20 protein-coding genes are annotated in these 21,161 nt (G+C 32.6%); 2 read left to right on the forward strand and 18 right to left on the reverse strand.

Annotated features, from left to right (window positions below):
- The first annotated feature begins 211 nt into the window (after positions 1-211).
- Positions 212-361 carry a hypothetical protein gene (locus tag bsdE14_RS21920; RefSeq protein ID WP_264852158.1) on the forward strand — a complete coding sequence of 50 codons (150 nt, stop codon included), beginning with the start codon at positions 212-214 and terminating at the stop codon, positions 359-361.
- Positions 362-408: 47 nt separating this feature from the next.
- Here the strand turns inward: bsdE14_RS21920 and bsdE14_RS21925 are convergent, their stop codons facing one another.
- The 12 genes from bsdE14_RS21925 to bsdE14_RS21980 all read right to left on the reverse strand — a co-directional run bounded on the left by bsdE14_RS21925 (position 409) and on the right by bsdE14_RS21980 (position 14,561).
- Complete coding sequence (locus bsdE14_RS21925) at positions 409-1,464, reverse strand: type IV pilus twitching motility protein PilT (protein WP_264852159.1); 1,056 nt, start codon at positions 1,462-1,464, stop codon at positions 409-411.
- 236 nt (positions 1,465-1,700) lie between these two features.
- Positions 1,701-2,399, reverse strand: a complete 699-nt coding sequence (sigK, locus tag bsdE14_RS21930) for an RNA polymerase sporulation sigma factor SigK (RefSeq protein ID WP_264852160.1) — start codon at positions 2,397-2,399, stop codon at positions 1,701-1,703.
- Between the two features lie 99 nt (positions 2,400-2,498).
- Positions 2,499-3,209 carry an SDR family oxidoreductase gene (locus bsdE14_RS21935; RefSeq protein WP_264852161.1) on the reverse strand — a complete coding sequence of 237 codons (711 nt, stop codon included), beginning with the start codon at positions 3,207-3,209 and terminating at the stop codon, positions 2,499-2,501.
- A 114-nt stretch (positions 3,210-3,323) separates the two neighbouring features.
- Positions 3,324-4,850: a hypothetical protein gene (locus tag bsdE14_RS21940; protein WP_264852162.1), complete on the reverse strand. Its 1,527-nt coding sequence runs from the start codon at positions 4,848-4,850 to the stop codon at positions 3,324-3,326.
- Between the two features lie 282 nt (positions 4,851-5,132).
- Entirely contained in the window at positions 5,133-5,939 is an 807-nt protein-coding gene (locus bsdE14_RS21945) for a hypothetical protein (protein WP_264852164.1), read from the reverse strand.
- A 107-nt stretch (positions 5,940-6,046) separates the two neighbouring features.
- Positions 6,047-7,357, reverse strand: coding sequence for a glycine/sarcosine/betaine reductase component B subunit (locus tag bsdE14_RS21950; RefSeq protein WP_264852165.1), 1,311 nt, complete (start codon positions 7,355-7,357; stop codon positions 6,047-6,049).
- Positions 7,358-7,360: 3 nt separating this feature from the next.
- The gene (locus bsdE14_RS21955) at positions 7,361-8,704 is read right to left on the reverse strand and encodes a glycine/betaine/sarcosine/D-proline family reductase selenoprotein B (protein WP_309298142.1); all 1,344 of its coding nucleotides are present in this window, start codon (positions 8,702-8,704) and stop codon (positions 7,361-7,363) included.
- A 38-nt stretch (positions 8,705-8,742) separates the two neighbouring features.
- A complete protein-coding gene (locus bsdE14_RS21960; protein WP_264852166.1) occupies positions 8,743-10,233 on the reverse strand; it encodes an aldehyde dehydrogenase family protein in 1,491 nt (496 codons plus the stop codon).
- 55 nt (positions 10,234-10,288) lie between these two features.
- Complete coding sequence (gene ribF / locus bsdE14_RS21965) at positions 10,289-11,176, reverse strand: riboflavin biosynthesis protein RibF (protein ID WP_264852167.1); 888 nt, start codon at positions 11,174-11,176, stop codon at positions 10,289-10,291.
- Between the two features lie 109 nt (positions 11,177-11,285).
- Entirely contained in the window at positions 11,286-12,629 is a 1,344-nt protein-coding gene (locus tag bsdE14_RS21970) for an APC family permease (protein ID WP_264852168.1), read from the reverse strand.
- Positions 12,630-12,715: 86 nt separating this feature from the next.
- Positions 12,716-13,750, reverse strand: coding sequence for an alcohol dehydrogenase catalytic domain-containing protein (locus tag bsdE14_RS21975; protein WP_264852169.1), 1,035 nt, complete (start codon positions 13,748-13,750; stop codon positions 12,716-12,718).
- Positions 13,751-13,760: 10 nt separating this feature from the next.
- Positions 13,761-14,561: a class I fructose-bisphosphate aldolase gene (locus bsdE14_RS21980; RefSeq protein ID WP_264852170.1), complete on the reverse strand. Its 801-nt coding sequence runs from the start codon at positions 14,559-14,561 to the stop codon at positions 13,761-13,763.
- A 324-nt stretch (positions 14,562-14,885) separates the two neighbouring features.
- On the opposite strand from bsdE14_RS21980, the gene bsdE14_RS21985 reads away from it, so the two are divergent.
- Complete coding sequence (locus bsdE14_RS21985; RefSeq protein ID WP_264852171.1) at positions 14,886-15,824, forward strand: sugar-binding transcriptional regulator; 939 nt, start codon at positions 14,886-14,888, stop codon at positions 15,822-15,824.
- Positions 15,825-16,054: 230 nt separating this feature from the next.
- On the opposite strand, the gene bsdE14_RS21990 is transcribed toward bsdE14_RS21985, so the two are convergent.
- The 6 genes from bsdE14_RS21990 to bsdE14_RS22015 all read right to left on the reverse strand — a co-directional run bounded on the left by bsdE14_RS21990 (position 16,055) and on the right by bsdE14_RS22015 (position 21,127).
- The gene (locus bsdE14_RS21990; protein WP_264852172.1) at positions 16,055-16,852 is read right to left on the reverse strand and encodes an ABC transporter permease; all 798 of its coding nucleotides are present in this window, start codon (positions 16,850-16,852) and stop codon (positions 16,055-16,057) included.
- On the reverse strand, positions 16,836-17,531 hold the full coding sequence (locus bsdE14_RS21995; RefSeq protein WP_264852173.1) for an ABC transporter permease: 696 nt from the start codon (positions 17,529-17,531) through the stop codon (positions 16,836-16,838). Before bsdE14_RS21995 ends, bsdE14_RS21990 begins: the two co-directional genes overlap by 17 nt.
- Before the next feature lie 79 nt (positions 17,532-17,610).
- Entirely contained in the window at positions 17,611-18,624 is a 1,014-nt protein-coding gene (locus bsdE14_RS22000) for an ABC transporter ATP-binding protein (protein WP_264852174.1), read from the reverse strand.
- A 216-nt stretch (positions 18,625-18,840) separates the two neighbouring features.
- Entirely contained in the window at positions 18,841-19,374 is a 534-nt protein-coding gene (locus bsdE14_RS22005) for a cysteine hydrolase family protein (RefSeq protein ID WP_264852175.1), read from the reverse strand.
- A gap of 170 nt (positions 19,375-19,544) precedes the next feature.
- Positions 19,545-20,117: a nitroreductase family protein gene (locus bsdE14_RS22010; protein ID WP_264852176.1), complete on the reverse strand. Its 573-nt coding sequence runs from the start codon at positions 20,115-20,117 to the stop codon at positions 19,545-19,547.
- A gap of 134 nt (positions 20,118-20,251) precedes the next feature.
- A complete protein-coding gene (locus bsdE14_RS22015; protein ID WP_264852177.1) occupies positions 20,252-21,127 on the reverse strand; it encodes a GNAT family N-acetyltransferase in 876 nt (291 codons plus the stop codon).
- Positions 21,128-21,161 lie beyond the last annotated feature (34 nt).

Here is a 21,161-nt window from a genome sequence, read left to right on the forward strand (position 1 = left end):
AGTTAAATTTGAAATCATTTCCACAATATGTTAATATATAAGTGACTATTAACAGCTGCTGCTGTAAAATAGCATTAAAAAAGGAGGTAGCCCTTATGTGGTGCTACAAAATATTTTATTATGTAAATATCAAACTTTTACATCGAAAGGATGAGTCCTTCTGGTAAATCAGCTAATGCAGCTTTTTTCTAATTGCATTAGGAGGTTTATTATGGATTTAAATACAAATGTTATTATTGAGGACCTATCCATTAGCTTTGATGAAATTGAAATCATCAAAAATTCTACTAATTATAATAACTATAATAATACATCAGACAATGACATATGTTTAAAAGCAATTGATTACATGCTATTTTAATTATAAGAACCTGAAAATTCAGGTTCTTATTTTATATTTTTACAAATTTATAAAGATATTATTCTCCCTAGCATTTCTTTATCTATAGAATACGTCATAGCATTATCATAAGATATAATGTTCTTCTTATAAAGTTCTGCTAAAGCCATATCCATTGTCTTCATCCCATATTTTCCACCAGTTTGTACTGCTGATTCTATTTGATGAGTTTTACCCTCTCTAACCAAGTTTTGTATAGCTGGTGTAGCAATCATGATTTCAAGCGCTGCTATTCTTCCATTATCATTAATTTTAGGAACAAGCTGCTGTGAAACAATTCCCTGTAGAACAGCCGCAAGTTGAATCTTTATTTGCTGCTGCTGATGTGGTGGAAAAACATCGATTATTCTATCGATTGTCTTTGAAGCACCAATTGTATGAAGCGTAGAGAATACCAAGTGACCAGTTTCCGCTGCAGTAATAGCAATAGAAATTGTTTCTATGTCTCTCATTTCACCAACTAAAATTACATCTGGGTCTTCACGAAGTACAGCTTTTAAAGCATTTTGATAGCTTTTGCTATCCTTTCCTATCTCCCTTTGATTTATTATGGATTTATTATGTTTATGAAGATATTCAACAGGATCTTCTAAAGTTATAATATGTGCTGCTCTATTTGCATTAATTTCATTTATCATAGCTGCGAGTGTGGTACTCTTACCACTTCCAGTAGGTCCAGTAACTAAAACTAATCCTCTTTGCTTTTCAGTAAGCTCCTTTAAAACTGGAGGAAATCCAAGTTCATCTAAGTTTGGTATTTTTAATGCAACAACTCTTATAGAGATTGCATCACTTCCTCTTTGTTTGAAGATGTTTACTCTAAACCTTCCAAGTCCGGCTATAGAATATGAAGTATCTATTTCTCCTCTCTTCAAATATTCCTCATAATCTTCCTTTAAAATTTCTCGTGAAAATTCCTCGGTAGCAACAGGAGTTATCTTACTATAGTCCAGATGAACTAATTCTCCATTTACTCTTATAGTTGGTGGTATTCCTACTGTTAGATGTAGATCCGATGCGCCTTCCTTAACTGTTCTTTCTAGTAATTCATTTAAAATACTCACCTTTATCCCCCTTTAGTTTTGATTTAAAACATATTAAAATTTGTAGTTAATTGTTATTATACCTAAATCCTATTCTATCATTAAAATTATTAATTTTATACATTTTTTATGGATTTTTTATCATAAATATGCTTTTTCTTTTTAAAATGCAAAAATTAAAGCATTGAACACAATAATTTTTATACATATAATTCGTGTTCAATGCTTTATTTTTAGGCACGCTTTTTTAAAAACCATTATTTATTGCTGTTAAGCTCCTTAAAAAGTTTTTTCAAGGCCCTTTTCTCAATCCTAGATACATATGATCGAGATATTCCAAGTAACTTTGCTATTTCCCTTTGTGTTTTTGGCTTTCCATCAATTAGCCCATATCTCATTTCAATAACTAATCGCTCTCTTGGTACTAGAGACTTTTCAATTTTAGAGTACAACTTCTTTACTTGTATTTTATTTTCTACTATTTCAATTATGGAGTCTTCATCACTACTTAGTACATCCATTAAGGAAATTTCGTTTCCTTCCTTGTCTATCCCAATAGGCTCCTGTAGGTATACTTCACCTTTTGTTTTTTTGTTATTTCTTATAAGCATTAATATTTCATTTTCAATGCATCTTGCTGCATAAGTGGCAAGCCTAGTTCCTTTATTGCAATCAAAAGAATCTATAGCCTTAATTAATCCTACAGTTCCAATAGAAATTAGATCATCTACTTCTTTTCCAGGGTATGAGTATTTTTTTACAATGTGAGCAACTAATCTTAAATTTCGCTCTACAAGTATGTTCTTGGCTTCTTGATCCCCTTGCTTTAATTTTAGTAAATATCCTTCCTCTTCCTTTTCATCCAATGGTTGCGGAAAAGAATTACCATTAGTAATATAAGCAACTAGAAAAGTAACGCTGCCAAACACATCTAATAAACATTCAACGAAGAACACAAGCTGATCCTCCTAATAGTGCTTATTAATATATTATTCCAGATAGCTTGGCTATGTTCCTATTTTAGTTAAATTTATTTGCTTCATATGTAAATAGTTCTAACAATAGTTTGATTCAATAAAAGGTCTTAATACAATCTCGTCTAAAGCAATATTATTATCTATGTCAAGAGCTTTCAAAATTGCTTCTGCTGTACTATCCGGACTTAAATATTCTTTCCTTTCCTGTGGTCTAAAAGGAGTATTTATTCCACCTGGATATACAGAACATACCCTTATGTTATTTTTTCTTGCTTCCTTTCTTAATACTTTAGTTAATCCATCAAGTGCACTTTTAGAAGCAGTATATGAACCTAACCCTTCATTTGAAAACAAGCAGCATGTAGAAAGAATGTTTACTATCAAACCTTCTTTCCTTTCTTTCATGCCTTTATAACACTCTTTAATAAACACTAACGGAGCCACAGTATTTATTTTAAACATTAAATCAAAATCTTCAATATTAATTTCATCAACTGATGCTCTAGCAGTATTTGCACCTGCACAATTAATTAGTACATCAATAGAACCTAGTTTTTGCTCAGCGCCTTTAACAAAGGATGATATTTTATTATCATCGGTAATTTCAAAAGTATCATAATATACTCTATTTTTATCTTCTATTTCATTCAGTACCTTTTCCATCTTTTCTTTTGATCTTCCACAAAAAGCAACCTTAGCACCTTTTTTTATTAGCATAACAACCAAATTTTTGCCAAGTCCTGATGTTCCTCCAGTTACAATAACGCATTTATCTGTCCAATATCCCATTTTAATATCTCCTATATTCTTCTAATATATTTTGTCTTTAGAAATAATAACTTTTTGTATTACATTATCTAAATTAATAGATTTTGCACTAATTATATCATATTTAAATAACTTTTATTGCGAATAAGCCTCTCTTGTCAAAAACTGTTTTGATTTTAAATAATTAGGTATTATTTCTTCTTCATTATTTATAGTTATTTTTGCATATTTCTTTCTTATTTCTAGCATGTACACATTATTGTCATAAGGTAATTTGCCAATGCATTTTAGCTTTAATTTGAAGTTATCATCCAAATTACTAATATCAAACAGAGTAAGAAATCTCTTGCATCGTCCCTTAAAGGCTTTTTCAGGATCTAGATTATCTATCTCAGTATTATCAAAAATAAAATCAACATTAAAATATTCATCTTCAAAATATATATTGGACTTACAAAACTCATTAATATACTGTCTATTTTGATTTGCCCTTGAAATCCTTGAAAATTCCTCTAGTTCATCTATAAAAGTTAGAAAAGCTGAATCACCAGCAAATTTATTTATTTGAAACCCTTCACTAGTATGATCGGTAATTGCATTTAATATTGAAGCAAGTGCACTTGTCTTAATATAATCATATTTATTAGTTCTTATTGTTTTATAATCAGAATAAGTAAATGGTTTACTATTAAATACAGTTAATTTTCTAAATAGAAGAAATGCACTCATTATTCCATGTTGATAGTTTTCAAAATCCTTGGAGTATCTCATATGTCTAGAATAATCATAGAATATTTGCATATTTATCTCATTGTCTTTAAGTATTTCAATCTCCTCTTCTGTTAAACTTAATAACTCTTCTTCCTTAACACCCTTCATATCGTCATATTCATTAAAATCAAGCACCCTTTTAATAATACGTTCTGACTCTTTATTAGAATCAACTGAATAACTATAAAAGTAACTAATAAAGTTTAAAAAATCTTTTATTAAGTTATCATGTATATCAGAATAGCTAAAATCAAATTCACTATAACTTTTTATTCCAAAGTGAGGCAGTATATTTTTTATATTTTTATTTATGGAGTTTATTTTCTTTATCGGGTAACCCAAGTCATGAGTTAATGCCTCCAAGCATCTCATTGAGTCGTTATATCTATCCACATAATCTTGTAAGACTTCTAAATCTATAATTCCTTTAAATATTTCCGGATGATTGCTTCTTCTCATAGCATCGCACATTTTTTTAAATTTATCTTTTTCTGAATTATAATTTTCAAAAAGTGGCCCATACTCCTGATTTTTGAAAATATACTCACCCAAAAAATATACCCACAAGCAGTGCATAGTATGATCTCTATAAAAAGAATCAGATGCAAAAATGAGCTCTTCAAAATTGACATACTCATCAAAGTAATTAAACAAGTCATCATAGCCCCTTCTATCAGGATCTATATAACTCATTGATGCCTCAAACAAAAGTTTCCATAGGCTCTTACATATTTTAATCTTATTATGCATTTCACTTTCTTCTCTAAGCTTTAAAATTTCCTTAGAAATCTCATTCTTATACCATGGCTTGTTTTGTAAAAATACTATTGTATCTTTATCCATTTCACTAATATAAAAATCAAGTACCTTTTTCTCATTAATCATTTCCACGTATTTAGCCCCCTTATTCAAAAAAATACTCTTTACATTATATCATTTTTTTGCATATTATTCCATGTATTGTCACATGCCTATTTCTTCGCGCTCATTTTATTACAATATTGGTATAAAGTGTATTTATTATATATATCTTCCATTCTCTAATACAAAATAAGGAAGCACCTATAGAATGTCATAAAATCCTATAAGTACTCCCTTATTGATTAATATAGCTATTAAGTTTACTTTTGGATAAGTAATGTTTTATCGTTTAATACTAAAATTCTCAATATATTAATCATTGAATAGTTCGTCTTCTCCCATTTCATGCATAATGATTGGGTAATATTCTTCATTACTCATATGTGGATATTGCATATCCATTAGATTAATCATTTGACACTTAGGTTTCATCTTTTCACATTTAGGCTTCATCTCTTCACACTTAGGTTTCATCTTCTTACAAGGTTTATGCATCATAGGACATGGTTGCATATGTTGAATCATTGGCTGCATCATAGGTTGCTGCATTTGCTGCATAACCGGTTGTATAATTAGCTGCATTTTTGTTGGCTCCATAACTGGTTCTATATACAATTTTAATTTTATTGGCTCCATAGTTACTGTTCCCATTTTAGGTTCTATATTCAATTCCATATTTGGATTTTCCATTTTGGGCTGTATATTTGGCTGTATATCTAATTCAAATTTAGTTGGTTCCATATTAGGCTTTATATCTAATTCGAATTGCGTTGGCTCCATATTAGGCTTAATATTTAATTGCATTGGCTGTTGTTCCATCTGTGGCTTAATATTTAACTCCATTGGCTGCTGTTCCATTTGTGGCTTGATATTCAATTGCATGTTAGATGGCTGCATTTGAGGTATAATTTGTGGTATTGGCTGAGGTTTTGGCATGGCTTGTGGTTGTGCAAATTTCACTGGTTGTGCTGGTGGTTTTATTTTTCTTTCTTCCTCTGGATCTTCCATCCTAAAATAATTATTATACATCATCATTGGACACATTACTGGATACTGATAAGATTGAAAATCATCCATTTCATAGGGGTAGTAATTTTCCATTTCATAAGGATAATACATATTTTCCTCCAATAAAACATTATATCGCTTTATTATATGCATATACTTTTAAAATGTTAATGTTTTATTGCTAAAAATTAATTTTTTTCCATTTTAAATATCATGTACTAATAAGCTTCAGCAAAAAGCCTGCTATGCCCAGATTGATTGCCTGATAAATAGAAGTGCGTTGTATTTTCAAACTCAATAGCTTTATTTGAAATGGGAAAATACCCACCTGCCTCCTTGTTCAACCTTATAAAATCTCCACCGACCACTCTTTCAACCTCAGGGAGAATGTAATGCTTTTCTATGGAACCACCGCTAATAATTGCATTTGCTTCTGGGACATCATCAACCAAGAGTATTCCCTCTGTTCCATCAACTCCACCAAACTCAAAGGTTATAGTAGATGCCTTTATCATATTTCTCTCGGCACATTGTATAGTCAGCATACCATCAACGGCTGCATTCCCCCCTCCTTCCCATGCCATGATAATTCCGTTGGCATCGAGATACTTAGCTAGCTTTACATTAAAATTAGCACACCTCTCCTTATGCCAATTAGTAGGATTATGACTGCGGCAGAATATTACACCTCTAAAATTCAAAGTTTTTCCGTGATTTTTGTATAGTTCCATAACTATGGGATGATTTGTATGTAGATAAGTGGGAACTTTAAATGCTGGCCATACATAATTACCACTAACGACGCAACCATCTAGAAGTTCATTAGGATCCAGCAATGTAGGAACAAGGTTATCGATACTTTCACCATACAAAAATGTATTTGCGTAAGGCCCTTGGTTTTGGCACTGCCATACTAGAACAACATTTGGAAGCTCTGGATTAACCTTATCAATTGTATATATAACAGTTTCATCAGATTTCATTTCCTTTGTTAGTGAAGCAAGGTATGTGGAAATTTTAATAGCAATAAGCCGTATGTCGTTATCATACTCTATAGATGACTTATTCTTTGCTAGCTTATACAAAATAACAAGGTTCAGTGTATCACAAAAAGGCGTAAAACCAGCTATTGGTCCTGTCATGTCCATAATAGCATCTCTTGGATATAACAATCCGCTGCTAGCACTTGAATTTTCCCATGGCAATGCGGCACTTTCCATTATAGTTAATCCATTAAGTATATTTGTGGTGCCATCTCCAACAGTCACTGGGCTTCCAAAAAAACCTGAATACTGCATACCATTGCCATTGAGTTTATACATTGGCTGAATTGTGTCCAGTAGATGAATAATGCGAGTATTTTCCTTAGGTTTTACAATTTCAAATTCTATATCCTCAACAGCTTTAAAAAGTGCCCTCACCTGTTCTTTTAAATCCTTCTTGCATAAAGTAAGAATGCCTTCAGATAGAGATGTTGTATCTCCCCACGATACATCCTTTATATTAAAATACTGTCTTGTTAACTTCACTTGCTACACCTCCCTGCTTTCATCAACTGTAAAAATAGTCGGCCTTGACACATCTTGAGTAATTGCATCTAATGCTTTTTGTAATATTTTACGTCTGTATGCTTTTTCTCTATCTAGTGGAAGGTTTGGATTACCAGTTGGCGAAGTAAAATCACCACCGAATACTATTCTGTTGGCTCCTACATTAAGGGCTATTGATGTAAATGCAGTAACTAGTGCATTAGGCAGCCCTGCTCTATCCATTTCTTTTGATATGGTTGCACCGCAACGCGTACAAGTTCCTCATGTGGATGTTAAGATTGCAGCACTAACACCTGCATTTTTCAATTCAGCAACTATTCTTCTTCCCATATCCTTACTGCTTTCTATATTGGTCCCTACACCGCAGGTGGTAAAAAAATATTTATATATGCGCCCTACCTCTCTATTCTTCTCCAGTACTCTCATCTCATCTAATGGAATAAGTCGATTTGGATCATTAGTTGCAAAGGTAGTATCATATCCTCCATGAATTGATTCATATACTCCTTTGTTTAACGATTCTACTCCTTCAATATCATATCTACCATAAGTAACGGCAAAGGCTTGCTTTATTTTATCAGGGTTACCCATTGGAACAAGACCTCCTGTTGTAACAAAAGCAATGCTTACGTCTTTTAGTTTTGTAATCTTTAAAGCAGGTGGCACTGGTTCAAAGCCCCTTAAAGGTATTTCAGTTATATAGGGCTTACTATTTAACTTGTTTAGTAATATTTCAACTACCCTTTCGGCCCCAGTTTTTTCGTGATATTCATTATACCTATGTCCAGTTCTAAAATAACCTTCAAATCTTGATGGTCCAATAGGTTCCTTCCTTGCTAGCTTTAAAGAGAGCTTTGCAAGTAAGGGTAAAGATTTTGACATTCCAGCAGCTGTCTCACTTGTGGGTACTATATAATTGTCCTTTACATACATTTTCACAGCTGGATTTTCATGCCACATTGCTGTAACACTTGGTATTCCTAACTCTTTTCTCACATAATCACACAATCTTGCACAGGCTACTCCATAACGTCCTGCATTAAATGCTGGCCCTGCAATAAATACATCTGGCTTTTCTTTATTGATAATATCTCTAATTTCAAGATAAATACTTTGTAAATTATCTTCATTATTGATAAAATTGTCTCCACATACAATTATTTTTGCAACTTCCATATCGCCATTCCAAAGCTTCTCCAGACCAATAGCAGGTCCCTTTTTTTCCTCCAAAATTCTAACTCCAATATCTGCCCTGGCCTCTCCGCCAATTCCAGCATAGAATTGGTTGATATAATGCACTGCTTTAAGTAAAGCCAATAAAACCACTCCTTTCAATAGTTTTATATTATAATTAATGTATAAGCTTACACCTGAGGTATGCTGCCATCAATCATATCAACAAAAACAGTCTTTGACATCATATACTTTTGTATGCCAGCAACACCTATTCCACTTTCCTTCCAACCAGTTCCAGGTGATTCTATCATTCCCTTACTAAAATAAGTATTAACATAAATTTGTCCACCACTTATATGTTCAGCAACTCTTAATGCGCGTTTAATATCCTTTGAGAAAACAGCCCCAGCTAACCCATACCTTGTAGCATTTGCAAGTTCTATTGCTTCTTTCTCAGTTTCAAAGGGTGTTACGCACAGAATTGGACCAAATATTTCTTCCTGAAATATAGTCATATTTGGTGTTACATCAGCAAATATAGTAGGTGGAACAAAATTACCTTTTGAAAGTTCAGTATCAGTATATGGTTCACCGCCCATAATCAACCTAGCTCCCTCTGACTTCCCTTTTTCAATATAACTCCACACATTTTTTGCATGCTCTTTAGATATCAAAGTACCGAAATTTACTCCTTTTTCATAATCAAATCCATTTCCAGGCACAAATTTTTCGCACTCTGCCTTTAATTTTGCTATAAATTCTTCATATATTTTCTTATGAAGTATCAATCTTGTTCCAGATACACAAACCTGTCCAGAGTTCAGAGTAAAACCAAATCTTGCCCACTTAATAACTTCATCTGTATTGACATCATCAAAAACGATATTAGGACTTTTACCTCCCAACTCCAATGCTATATCCTTCACTGTTTCCTTTGATCTTCCGATTATTTTCTTGCCAACATCAGTTCCTCCAGTCATTGATACCATATCTACAAGTGGACTAGTAACAAGCACATCTCCAACTTCATCGCCAGAACCTGTAACAATATTCAATACACCAGCTGGGAAACCGGCTTCATGAAATACCTCTGCTATAAGCAGCATACTTAAGGAAGCCCATGAGGAAGGCTTAATTACCACTGTATTACCTGCTGCTAATATTGCACATACCTTTTGACAGCCCATCATTAAAGGTCCGTTCCATGGTAGAATTTCACCAACAACTCCACAAGGCTGCCAAAGTACATAGTTCAAATGTCCTTCTTCGCTGGGAATAACCTTTCCTTCAATACATCTAGCTTTCCCCGCAAAATATTCAAAGGCGTCCACACTCATCTGGGCTTCATAATATAATACGCTCGTGTATAGTTTTCCACATTCTAATGTTTCAATTGCTGCGAATTCTTCTAATCTTCTGGAAAGAATTTGTCCAGCTTTAATAAGAAGCTTACTTCTTTCTTTAGCTGACATTTTACTCCAAGGTCCTTCATCATACGCTTTACGTGCTGCTAGTATTGCTTTTTTAGCATCTACAGCCCCACCTTTGTATGCTTTTGCAAATGCTTCATTATTTACTGGATTAACAATATCAAAGGTTTTACCGGATTCTGAAGCTACAAATTCACCATTAATATATAATTTGTAAGGATCCTTTTTAACAAAAGATAAAGGATTCATAATATATTCCTCCTTTTGGGAACTTTTTTAAAATTAAACTGTAGAAGGTGTAATTTTAAATTTGATCAAGATAAGTTCTAATAGATTTGATATCCTTGTTAACTTGAGCCTTGACTTCATCAAGATTATTAAACTTAATTACCCCTCTTATGTATTTATGAATTTCGAGAGTTATTGTTTTATCATATAAATCACCTGAGTAATCAAGAAGAAAAGTCTCAATTGTGACATAATTGTAATTATCAACTGATGGTCTTTTGCCTATATTGGTAAGACCCTTTATGTTTTTGCCATCAATTTCTGAAAGGGTTCCAAAAACACCATATTGAGGTAATTGCTTATATTGGCTAAAACCTAGGTTAGCTGTTGGCATTCCTACCGTTCTTCCTAGTGCCTTCCCATGCAAAACCTTACCCATTAACAGATATGGGTGCCCAAGTAGTTCATTAACCTTCTGAAGAGTTCCTACTGAAAGCTCTTTTAAAATACGCTGTGAATTAATAGGCTCGCACCCATCAAATATAGTGTCACACTCAGCGAGGATGTAACCATATTTTTCAGCACACTCTCTTAAAATTTTAATGTTTTTGTGGTCTTTGCTTGTAACAATAACCTTTGCGCCGAGCTTATCTATCAAAATATCTTTTAAAAATAACTCAGCAGGCATGTTAACATTTTTTTCATCAATTTTGTAGGAAATCATCACTTCAGGACCGTTTTTATTCAAAATATGCTGTTTCTCTGCTTCGGTTGAAAGTATTTTCTTATCTTTTAAGAGCTTTTCATCATATTCAAAACTCAAAACAACAGATGTTAATCCCTGTTTTGATATGTCAAGTAATTTATCTATAACAGCACGGTGTCCAATATGAACACCATCAAAGTTTCCAAAAGCAACGCAAGTATTGTTCATATTAAAATTATTTTCACCAATATATTTCATAGAAAACAACTCCTTTTCATATTAAACATACCGCCATGCAGATTACCTGCATGGCAGAATAAAAATATATTAAACATATGAAAGGTAGATTAAAAATTAAAGCTTTGAGCTACACATTTAATTTTTTAGAACCTATAAAATAAATAATCATTCCAATTACAAAATAACCAACTGTCCATGCCCAAAGCTGCCAGCCACCACTAAGAATTCCAGGAATATAAGCAGCTATTATAACAATGAAGGTTATTATAGGAAGAATATTCCCACCTGGAGCCCTAAAGCTGCCTTCAACATTTGGGTGCTTTTTGCGGGCAGCAATGATTGTTAGGCAAACTATAGCAACAACTATAGCATTACACAATGATCCAAGATTTACTATCAAGTTTGTAAAATTAGGGAAAGCAGATATCACACCAACAACCAGTATTACAACTATTTGAGCATTTACAGGTACTCCTGTTTTTTCATTATTTTTTGCTAGGAACTTTGGCAAAATTCCACTTTCAGCAGAGGCTTGTAAAGCACGTGCAGATAAAGCCATAACAACAAGGATAGTTGTAATTAATGCCAAAACTGCAGAAATAGATATAAGCTTTGAAAGCCATGGAATAACCGCAAGTTTTGTAAACGCCGCTGCATACAAAGGAATATAAGACATTCCTGGATTCTTCTGCAAAAATTGTGAAGAAACAAGACCTAATACTGATATCATTACTAAAACATAAAGTGAAACAACAACCAGCATAGCTATTGTCATAGCTTTTGGAACGGTTTTACTTGGATTTTTTATTTCTCCTACCATGAAGGAAACCGCAACTATTGACCCGTATGCAACCATTGCAATAGGAATTGCTCCCATAAAGCCCCATGTGCCTTCAACACCCTGAGCGAAGAATGGTGATAACATGCTTGCATCCCATTGACCACTGAACAGAGCAACAACGATGAATATAACCATAGTTGCAGCTAAAGCAAATGTCAATATTGTATTAGCCTTACCAGTAACAGCAATATTTACTATATTTAATATTCCACATATAAGAACTGTTATTATTGCTATAGGTATTTGATATTTTCCAAAAGCAGGAAAACCAACCCCAAGATAAATACTTACATAAATTGCTGAAAAGGCAGCTCCAGCCCAGCATCCAAAAAGATATGCCCAGGTTGAAATCCAGCCCCAAATACGCCCTTGCTTTTCATTTTTACCTAGTGATTTTGCTGGAAATACGAATATACCTCCTGATTGAGGATATATTGTTGAAAGTTCAGCTGTTTGAAGGCCATATGCATATAAAATCACAGCAGCAATAATCCAGGATAAAATAGAAGCAGGACCAGCATTTAAAATAGTCAATCCTGAAAGAGAAAAAATAGCACTTCCTATCATTCCGCCAATGAGAATAGTTGAGCTATCTAGTAAACCTAATTTGCCCTTTTCATCGTTTAACATAAATTCTCTCCCCTTTTTTATTATTTTTAAAATTCAATAATTCGTTATGTCTTAAATATCTGCTATGCTTTCTATAAACTTCCCACTTACATTTTAACTATAATTCGGTAGGTTTTGGGGTCTATTGCACGCTGAAATGCATATTCTAATTTGCCAAATGGTACAACTTCTGAAACAAGCAGTGATGGATCAATCATCTTTTGAGACAGCAGCTTTGCAGCTGTTAAAAAATCACGTGTGTTAGCATTAACAGCTCCTGTAATATTCATCTCATTGGAGTGTACCTTATTTACATTAAGCTCTATAGGGTTGTCAGGATGGAAGGATGAGTACATGACAACACGTCCTACCTTGCCTGTCATTTGAACGCTATCGGCAGCCAGCTGTGGTAATGCAGCTGTACAAAATACAACATCAGCACCTCTGCCTTCCGTAAGTTCTCTTATCTTTTGAATTGGATCTGCTTCTTTAGAGTTAATCAAAATGTCCGCTCCCATTTTCTTTGCAATTATAAGACGCTCTTCATCAACCTCGCAGGCAATGACACGTGCTCCTCTCAACTTTGCAAGCTGAATGTGGAAGGCTCCCATAATTCCCACACCTATAACTACAACATCGTTTCCTAGTTCAATGTTAGCATTATTAATGCTATGGACACAGCAGGCAAGGGGTTCTGTTAACGCTGCATAGGTCAGTTCCAAATCATCAGCCATTTTATAAAGTGCTTTAGCATCTAATAGCATATATTCTGCAAAACCACCAGGACCACTGATTCCTTCATGAACTTCTGCCTTAAATGAGATAACACATTGATTTTCGTGACCACTTCTGCAATAATAGCATTCTCCGCAACTTGTCAGCATTCTTGTTGCAACCTTATCACCTACCTTCAGACTTTTTACGTTACAACCAACTGCCTCCACTGTTCCTGAAGCTTCATGCCCACCTGCAAAGGGATACCTTTTCATAATACCATTAAAAATTCTCTGCTCAAGTGTGCAAATTGCACAGCTATCTACTTTTACAAGAACTTGACTTCCCTCAGGCTGCTTTAAGCTTTTTGCAGCAATTTCTATTTTTTTCTCATTAGATATAATAGCTACTTTATAAGTTTTATCCATAATATGCCTCCTAGTATTTTTTATTTAGCTCTTTTAATGCTGCTTCTACGCTGCAGTCTTCATGAATAAGCTTAGCTATAGCACCAGCGAATCTAGCTGGATTCTCATGATTCCATATATTTCTTCCCATGGCAACACCTGCACCACCTGCACTAAGTGCTTCTTTGATTTCAGTAAGAAGCTTTTCCTCTGTTACTTTTTTGCTACCTCCTAATATAACAACTGGCACATAGACACTTTCACACAGTTCTTTAAAGGTTTCAATTGAACCAGTATATTCAGTTTTTATAATGTCTGCACCCATTTCAGCACCCATACGACATGCAAATGTTATATTTTGTGGAGTACGGGAATCCTCTGCAGGTTCAAAACCTCTTGGAAGCATTTCTGCAGTTAATGGAATGCCCCACTTGTTACATTCATGAATGTTTCTAGATAAATCCTTTAAAATTTGATCTTCCCATCTTGAACCAGGAAATCCCATGCTAATTACAGAATCCACTCCCAGGCGAATTGCATCTTCAATACCTACTACGGTTTGTAGAGGCTTATCTTTGGATCCCAGGAATGAGCTTCCGCCATCAAGTCTAAGAATTATCCCTTTTCCATGGAAATTATCTGCAAATTTATCTGCAAGACCAACTGTGGCCAGAAAAGCATCTACTCCTGCTCTTGCAACTTCACTAATTATATTTCCTGGATATTTCATTGCAGGAAGAACATTAAAACCATTTCCATGATCCATGGCCATGATAAATGTTTTTTTATCCTCTCTAAAAATATGATTTAAACGATGTATCTTGTTAGCCAAATTAATCAACTCCTTTTTATTAGTTAATAATTTTAATTTTTTTGATTAATATAAATGAATTTTTATGATTTTTCAGCTCTTTCCTAGGAAATTCATGCTGAGGTAATAAGGGCTAAAATGTTACATTTGTACATTATATGAACGTTTGTAACAGAAAATGATATTCTGCTCATTCTTTTTATTAAATATATTTTTTATAAAATGGCGATATTGAACTTAAGTATTAATTCAAATTCATATTTGTAAATCTAATAAGCTATACACAAAACTATTAAGATGATATAATGTAAACTATAAAATTAACAAATAATGGAAGGCGATGTCATGCAAAATATAAAACACATAGATGAATATACAAAGGTTGCTTATTACTATTACAAGATAGGTATGACCCAAGATGATATAGCAAAAAAAATGTCCATGTCCCGTCAAAGGGTCAATAGAATTCTGAAAAAATGTCTTGAGACAGGAATAGTAAAGATTGTTATACAAGATTATGAGCAGCAGAACGTGGAATTAGAGGTACAGCTAGAAACCCTTCTTGGCCTTAATGAAATAATCATTGTTAATAATCAAGAAGGTGAAATTAATAATTATCTTGGAGTTGCCGCTTCCTCCTATCTTAAACGTGTTATAAAAACTAATGATATTATTGGCTTTTCTAGAGGAAGAGCCTTATCTGCTTTAGTAAATAATTTGCTGCCAATAGAAAAATTAAACCTTACTGTAACTCAGCTTGTTGGCGGGCTAAATGCAGAGGAAACAAATATCAATTCTGATTATATTGTTAGACGTTCATCAGAAATCCTTAATGCAAAACCATGTTTTATGTATGCACCAATTATTTTGGAAAATAAGGAACTTCGAGATTCTCTTATGAAAGAAAGCTTTTTTTCAAGTGTTTATAATACTATGAAAGCTTGCACTATTGCAGTGGTAGGTATAGGTGATATGTCAAGTAAATCTTCTTTTGTTCAAAAAAAATATATATCCACGGAAGAATATAATATTCTACATAAAGAAAATGCAGTTGGAGAAATATGTACACACTATTTTAATATAAATGGCAGTATAATTGAAAGTGGCTTAAATGATAGAGTACTTGCTATAGATATAGATAGTTTTATAAAAATCCCCCTCCGTATTGGCGTAGGCTGCGGGCCTGAAAAGCTTTCTGCTATAGCTGGTGCTGTACGAGGCAAGTTTATTAATGTGCTTATTACTGATCTAGAAACAGCAAATTCATTAACGAAAATCATATAGATTATTTATTGCTTAGCTCAACGTTCTACATAAACCTATATGTTTTGATAAAAATGAGAATCATCCATACGAAGTATTCTATTGAGCTGAAAGCTAAAAAAGTTCCCTCAAACTAGGTTAAAGCTTGAGGGAAACTTTTTAAGTTATAAAATTTACTATTTACTCTTTCAATTTATAAATACCATTTACATTTTGGAGTATTTCATGCCCAATCATCTACTTTCTTATTTCTACAATTTACTTGTAATTAAATTTCCTGATTCATACCTTTTGAGTCCTCTATAAAACATTATATAGGCTATTATTATCCATACTGCTGCCACTCCTAAAACCTTTAAAAGACTAATTATAGAAAAGTGATTTATTACACTTGCTGGAATGTATACAATGAAAACAGTTGGAATTACAGTATATAGAATAACTTTAATTACATTATTAAAAATTCCTTCAGGGTAAATACCGAATGTTACAAGAAATTCTATTACTAGCTGAGCTAAACCTTCCGTATTACCTGTGTAAAAGCTTAATGCATGGAAAGATACAAGCACTGCTGAAAAAATCAAAGCTCCAGTTATGCAGAAAATTACAAACAGCATGAATCCCTTTAAGTCTAAGCCTCTAGTTAAGAAAAATAGAATTATTCCATACAGGGTGTCCCCCCATGCAGAAACTACTGTTTTCGAGCAAATTATATTAAGCAGAGGGTCCTTAGGCTGCAATAGATAAGTATCCAGTTCTCCATTAAGTATCATTTTTGTTATCTGATTTAAATTACCAAACACTACATAACTTAATCCAAAACTAGTAGAAGAAATAGCCCAAAGCATCATTTCATCTTGAAAAGTGTATCCACCAATAGTATTTACGTTATTAAATAATATCCACCAAAAGAATATAAAGGCAGAATTATTTAATATCATTCCAAAGCACTGCATTAAAAAACTCATCCTATATTCCATAACTGAAGATAAATTAAACTTAAAATAGTAAATCATTAATCTTAAACTCTTTTTAGCCTCCATTAACATTCAAATTCTTTGCCCCCTTTCTGTAAAGACTCATTGCAAGAATAAAGAATATAGCCAAATATAATACTTGAATTGCAAATTCACCGGCAAATCTAGAAAAAGAAAAATCAACTGCAAGTCTTGCTGGAACGTATGTTACATATGCAAAAGGCAAATAATGTGATACCCCTTGTAACCACTTTGGAAAAAGTTCTATAGGTACTAGCATTCCTCCCAAAGTAAATATTAACTTTGAATAAATCCAGAAAAAAGCAGTATTATCTTCAATCCAAAAGGAGGTTAATGCCAATGATAAATATATAAAAAAATTTATTGTACAGCCCAAAAGCAAGGATAAGATTATAAAAGGTAAATGAATAATGTTAAATCCTTCTAGTGAACCTGCATATATTAATCCTATTGCAAGTCCAACTAATCCATTAGCTAAAAGCTTAATACTAACCTCACCAACATAATATGAAAAGCAATAAAGAACATAGTTATAAGGCTTATTTAATAAATATGCTATATTTCCACTCTTAACATCCTCATTTACCTGATTATGCATATCAGTTCTTGATAGAGTCACTAGTTCAGTAAAGATCAAATACCATATCATTGCAGTTAAACTAAGTCCGCCAATAGTTGCAGTTCCCTTTTGAGCATAAATGGTTTTCCAAAGCATTAAATATATAAACATGATAAAAACAAAGAATAGATTCTTACTAAGAAAGTTCCAAAAATACACTAAGCTATTTGTCATTGTTATCTTAGAGATTTCACTGTATTTGCGAAGCAATTTCATTGTTATCTGCACCCCTATTAAATCTATAAATATATGATATTATTTCTTCCAGCGGAGGCTCAGATATAGTGATATCATTAACCTTACCGCAGCTTATTAAATTAGTTAAGACCTCCTCGATATCTTGCTCAGATGTATTTACTTGGACCTTTATTGCATCTCCCTTATTTTTAATAACATTTAGATTATATTTATCAAGATTAACTATATCATTATACTTAATCTGAATAACCTTTTTATTTAAATAATCATGTTTTAGCCTTTTAATGCTCTCATTTAAAACAACTTCACCATGATTAATTATTATTGCTCTTTTACATAACTGTTCTATGTCACCGGCATCATGAGAAGTTAAAAAGATGGTTGTCTTTTCTTCCTTGTTTAATTTTAAAATAAGTTCTCTTATTTTTTGCTTAACAACAACGTCAAGTCCTATAGTTGGCTCATCTAAAAAGATTATTTCAGGCTCATGTAATATGGATGCTGCTATCTCACAGCGTATTCTCTGGCCTAAGGATAGCTTTCTAACAGGCACATCCATTAAATCCCCTATTTCAAATATTTCTTTTAACATATCTATTCTCTTTTTAAGTTTTTCACTATCCATCTCATAGATATTGCCTAGAAGATTAAAGCTGTCTAATGGTGGTAAGTGAAACCACAGCTGAGACTTTTGTCCAAAAACTGTTCCAATTTTATAGGATAACTTTTTTCTGTCCCTAGATGGATCATGGCCTAATACTTCAAGCTCTCCGCATGAAGGGTGCAGAATTCCTGTTAGCATCTTGATAGTTGTTGATTTACCAGCTCCATTTGGACCTATGAAGGCCAATATCTCCCCTTTTTCCACTTCAAAGGAAATATTATTTACTGCTTGGATTTCTCTGTACGAAGGTGAAAAAATAGATTTGACACTGCCCTTTAGACCTGGTTCTTTAGTTTTAACCTTAAATGTTTTGCCTAGGTTGTGAACTTTTATTATACTCACACAACCACCTCCTTATAAAAAAATAAAGCCCAAGAACAAATCTCAAGTTAGAGACTCGTCCTTTAGGCTTTTCTCCTAAAAGTGTAGATTAAATCCTGTATCGCTCGGACCAGACGTTATAAACCGGAACCCTAGATACACTCTCGTATAGAAACTATACCATAAATGATAAATATTGTAAACCCTTTAAATTCATTAAATCCCACTTTTTCACCTTTATTTATTTATACTTTCAATTATTTTATCCAAACTATCAACCTCTGCAAATCTGTCTTTAAAAATATAAAAATTATGATATTCATATATTTCTTTTCCTGATAAAATTTCATTATCAAAAGTCGTATTAGTGTGCTCAGGCATTATTAGTTTATAACCTTTTTCGAAAGCAACTCTACAAGTTGTATCTATACAATATTCCGTTTGCATACCAACTAATATCAATGTTTCTATGCTTTTACTGCAAAGATAGGCTTCCAATTCTGTATTTTTAAATGCACTGTTGTAGTTTTTTCGAATGATCTTTTCGCTTTCTTTAGGATAAATTGAACTATGTATATCCCAACCTGATGAAAATGGCTTCAACTCATCGTTCTTTTCTCCATCATGTTGAATATATATAACTTCTACTTTTCTGGTCCTGCAACTATCTATCAATTCTTTTATGTTTGATAGTGTTTTATCAATATTATATGGATTTCCATCCACTAATGCATTTTGAACATCAACAACTAATAATGCTGTATTTTTCATCGCTTTTCCTCCAACCTTTAATTTAATACCTGTATACTTTTATATTATAATACATAATTTTACCACTATAAAAGGAATTTACCAGATGCTAACAATATAATATTCTTTTAATAATTTTAAAGCCCAATTTACAATAATTTTTCATTATTGTAAATCAGGCCTTATTACAATTATAAATTCAATATTAGTTCATCTAATTTTCTTTTAGGAACATGGTGTACTTGTTCTTCATCTCTCCAGTATTTCACATCCTTTGGATCCTTCATATCTTCAAGTGCAACTTCTTCTTTAGGTTTTCCTAGAGCTATTACAAGAAGTATCTCATATCTTTCAGGAATATCTAGGGACTTTCTTAGCCCATCCCTATCAACTGAACCAAACATACAACCTCCTAGTCCTTTTTCCACTGCACCCAAAAGTATACTTTGACATGCTATTCCATGATCCCACATGCAATTTGCAGATATTTCTTTATCCAATAGCATTACAACATATCCTGTAGGTCTCTCACCTTTTTCCGGTCCATTCCACTCCTTTAAATAACCAGCCCATCTAAGATGAGGAAAAATAACATTATTTTTATCTTCTACATTAGACAATATGTACTTTAATGGTTGAAGATTTGCACCTGAAGATGATAGACGTGCTAAATCAATAAGTTCCTCTAAAGTTCCATTTTCAATTTTTACGTCTTCATAAAATCTTCTGTAGGTTCTATTTTTTTCAATAAGTTGTCTAATCATTAAACACACCTTCCTTCAGAATCTATTATAACACTTTTATATTAGCTAATTCCTTAGCCTTTTTATTTATAATAAACATAAAAGCCCAAATGCAATATTCATGTACATATCTCTAAGTATTTTCTAATTTAAATTCAGTGAGTCTCATAATAATCCATAACTGACTTTTCTTCAAAGCCACAGGCTTTATATAAATTAAGAGCATTTTTGTTTTCAGCGGCTACTTCAAGACCTACACTATGAATATTATAGTACTTTAAAATTTCTAATGCAGCTTTTATAGACTCTCTTCCAAAGCCATTTCTTCTATATTCAGGAAGTATTCCAAAACCACTAATAAATCCACTCTTCTCATCAAAATCAATTTTAATCTTACCTATGATTTTTGAATTTAATTCAATCATATAGGTAACTTTATTATTTTTTTCCTCATCTTCTGGCATTATTATAAGTTCATAAGTGCCGCCAAAATATATGGAGTTCTGTCTTGATATCTCTTCTGCATCAGAATTAGAAGCCTTTCTTAAAGTTACATGCTTGCTTTCTTCAGATGTAATAATATTATCTAGTTTCATTTCATATTCTGAGAAAGAATATATGGCATCTGTGCTTCTAATAAATTGTAAGCCTGATACCGAATTATTATCACATACCAATAAAATTCTTTTAAATTCCCTCCTTATGCATTCTTCCTTTGCTAAAGTATATAACCTATTAAATGTTCCTTTTCTTCTGTACTGTGGATGAACCATTCCCGTTAATTCGCCTGCATCCCCACCAAAATTACATATACCTATATACCCAATTAGCGTCTCTCCCGAATAACAAAAGAATTCATTAATATTTTTTATATCATTTTCTCTATTCATCTGACTTACATTTAGTTTATAATCAAGCTCTAATTTCAAAAACATTTTTTCTTCTTTTAAACATATATTCTTAAGAATTTCTATATTATTGTAATCTTCTTCACTAATATACTGTTTTAAGCAAAGACTTAATTTTTCCATATGACTACCCCTTTAATATTCTTAATATTAATTC

It is taken from the genome of Clostridium omnivorum (genome assembly GCF_026012015.1).
Lineage (GTDB): Bacteria > Bacillota > Clostridia > Clostridiales > Clostridiaceae > Clostridium_AX > Clostridium_AX omnivorum.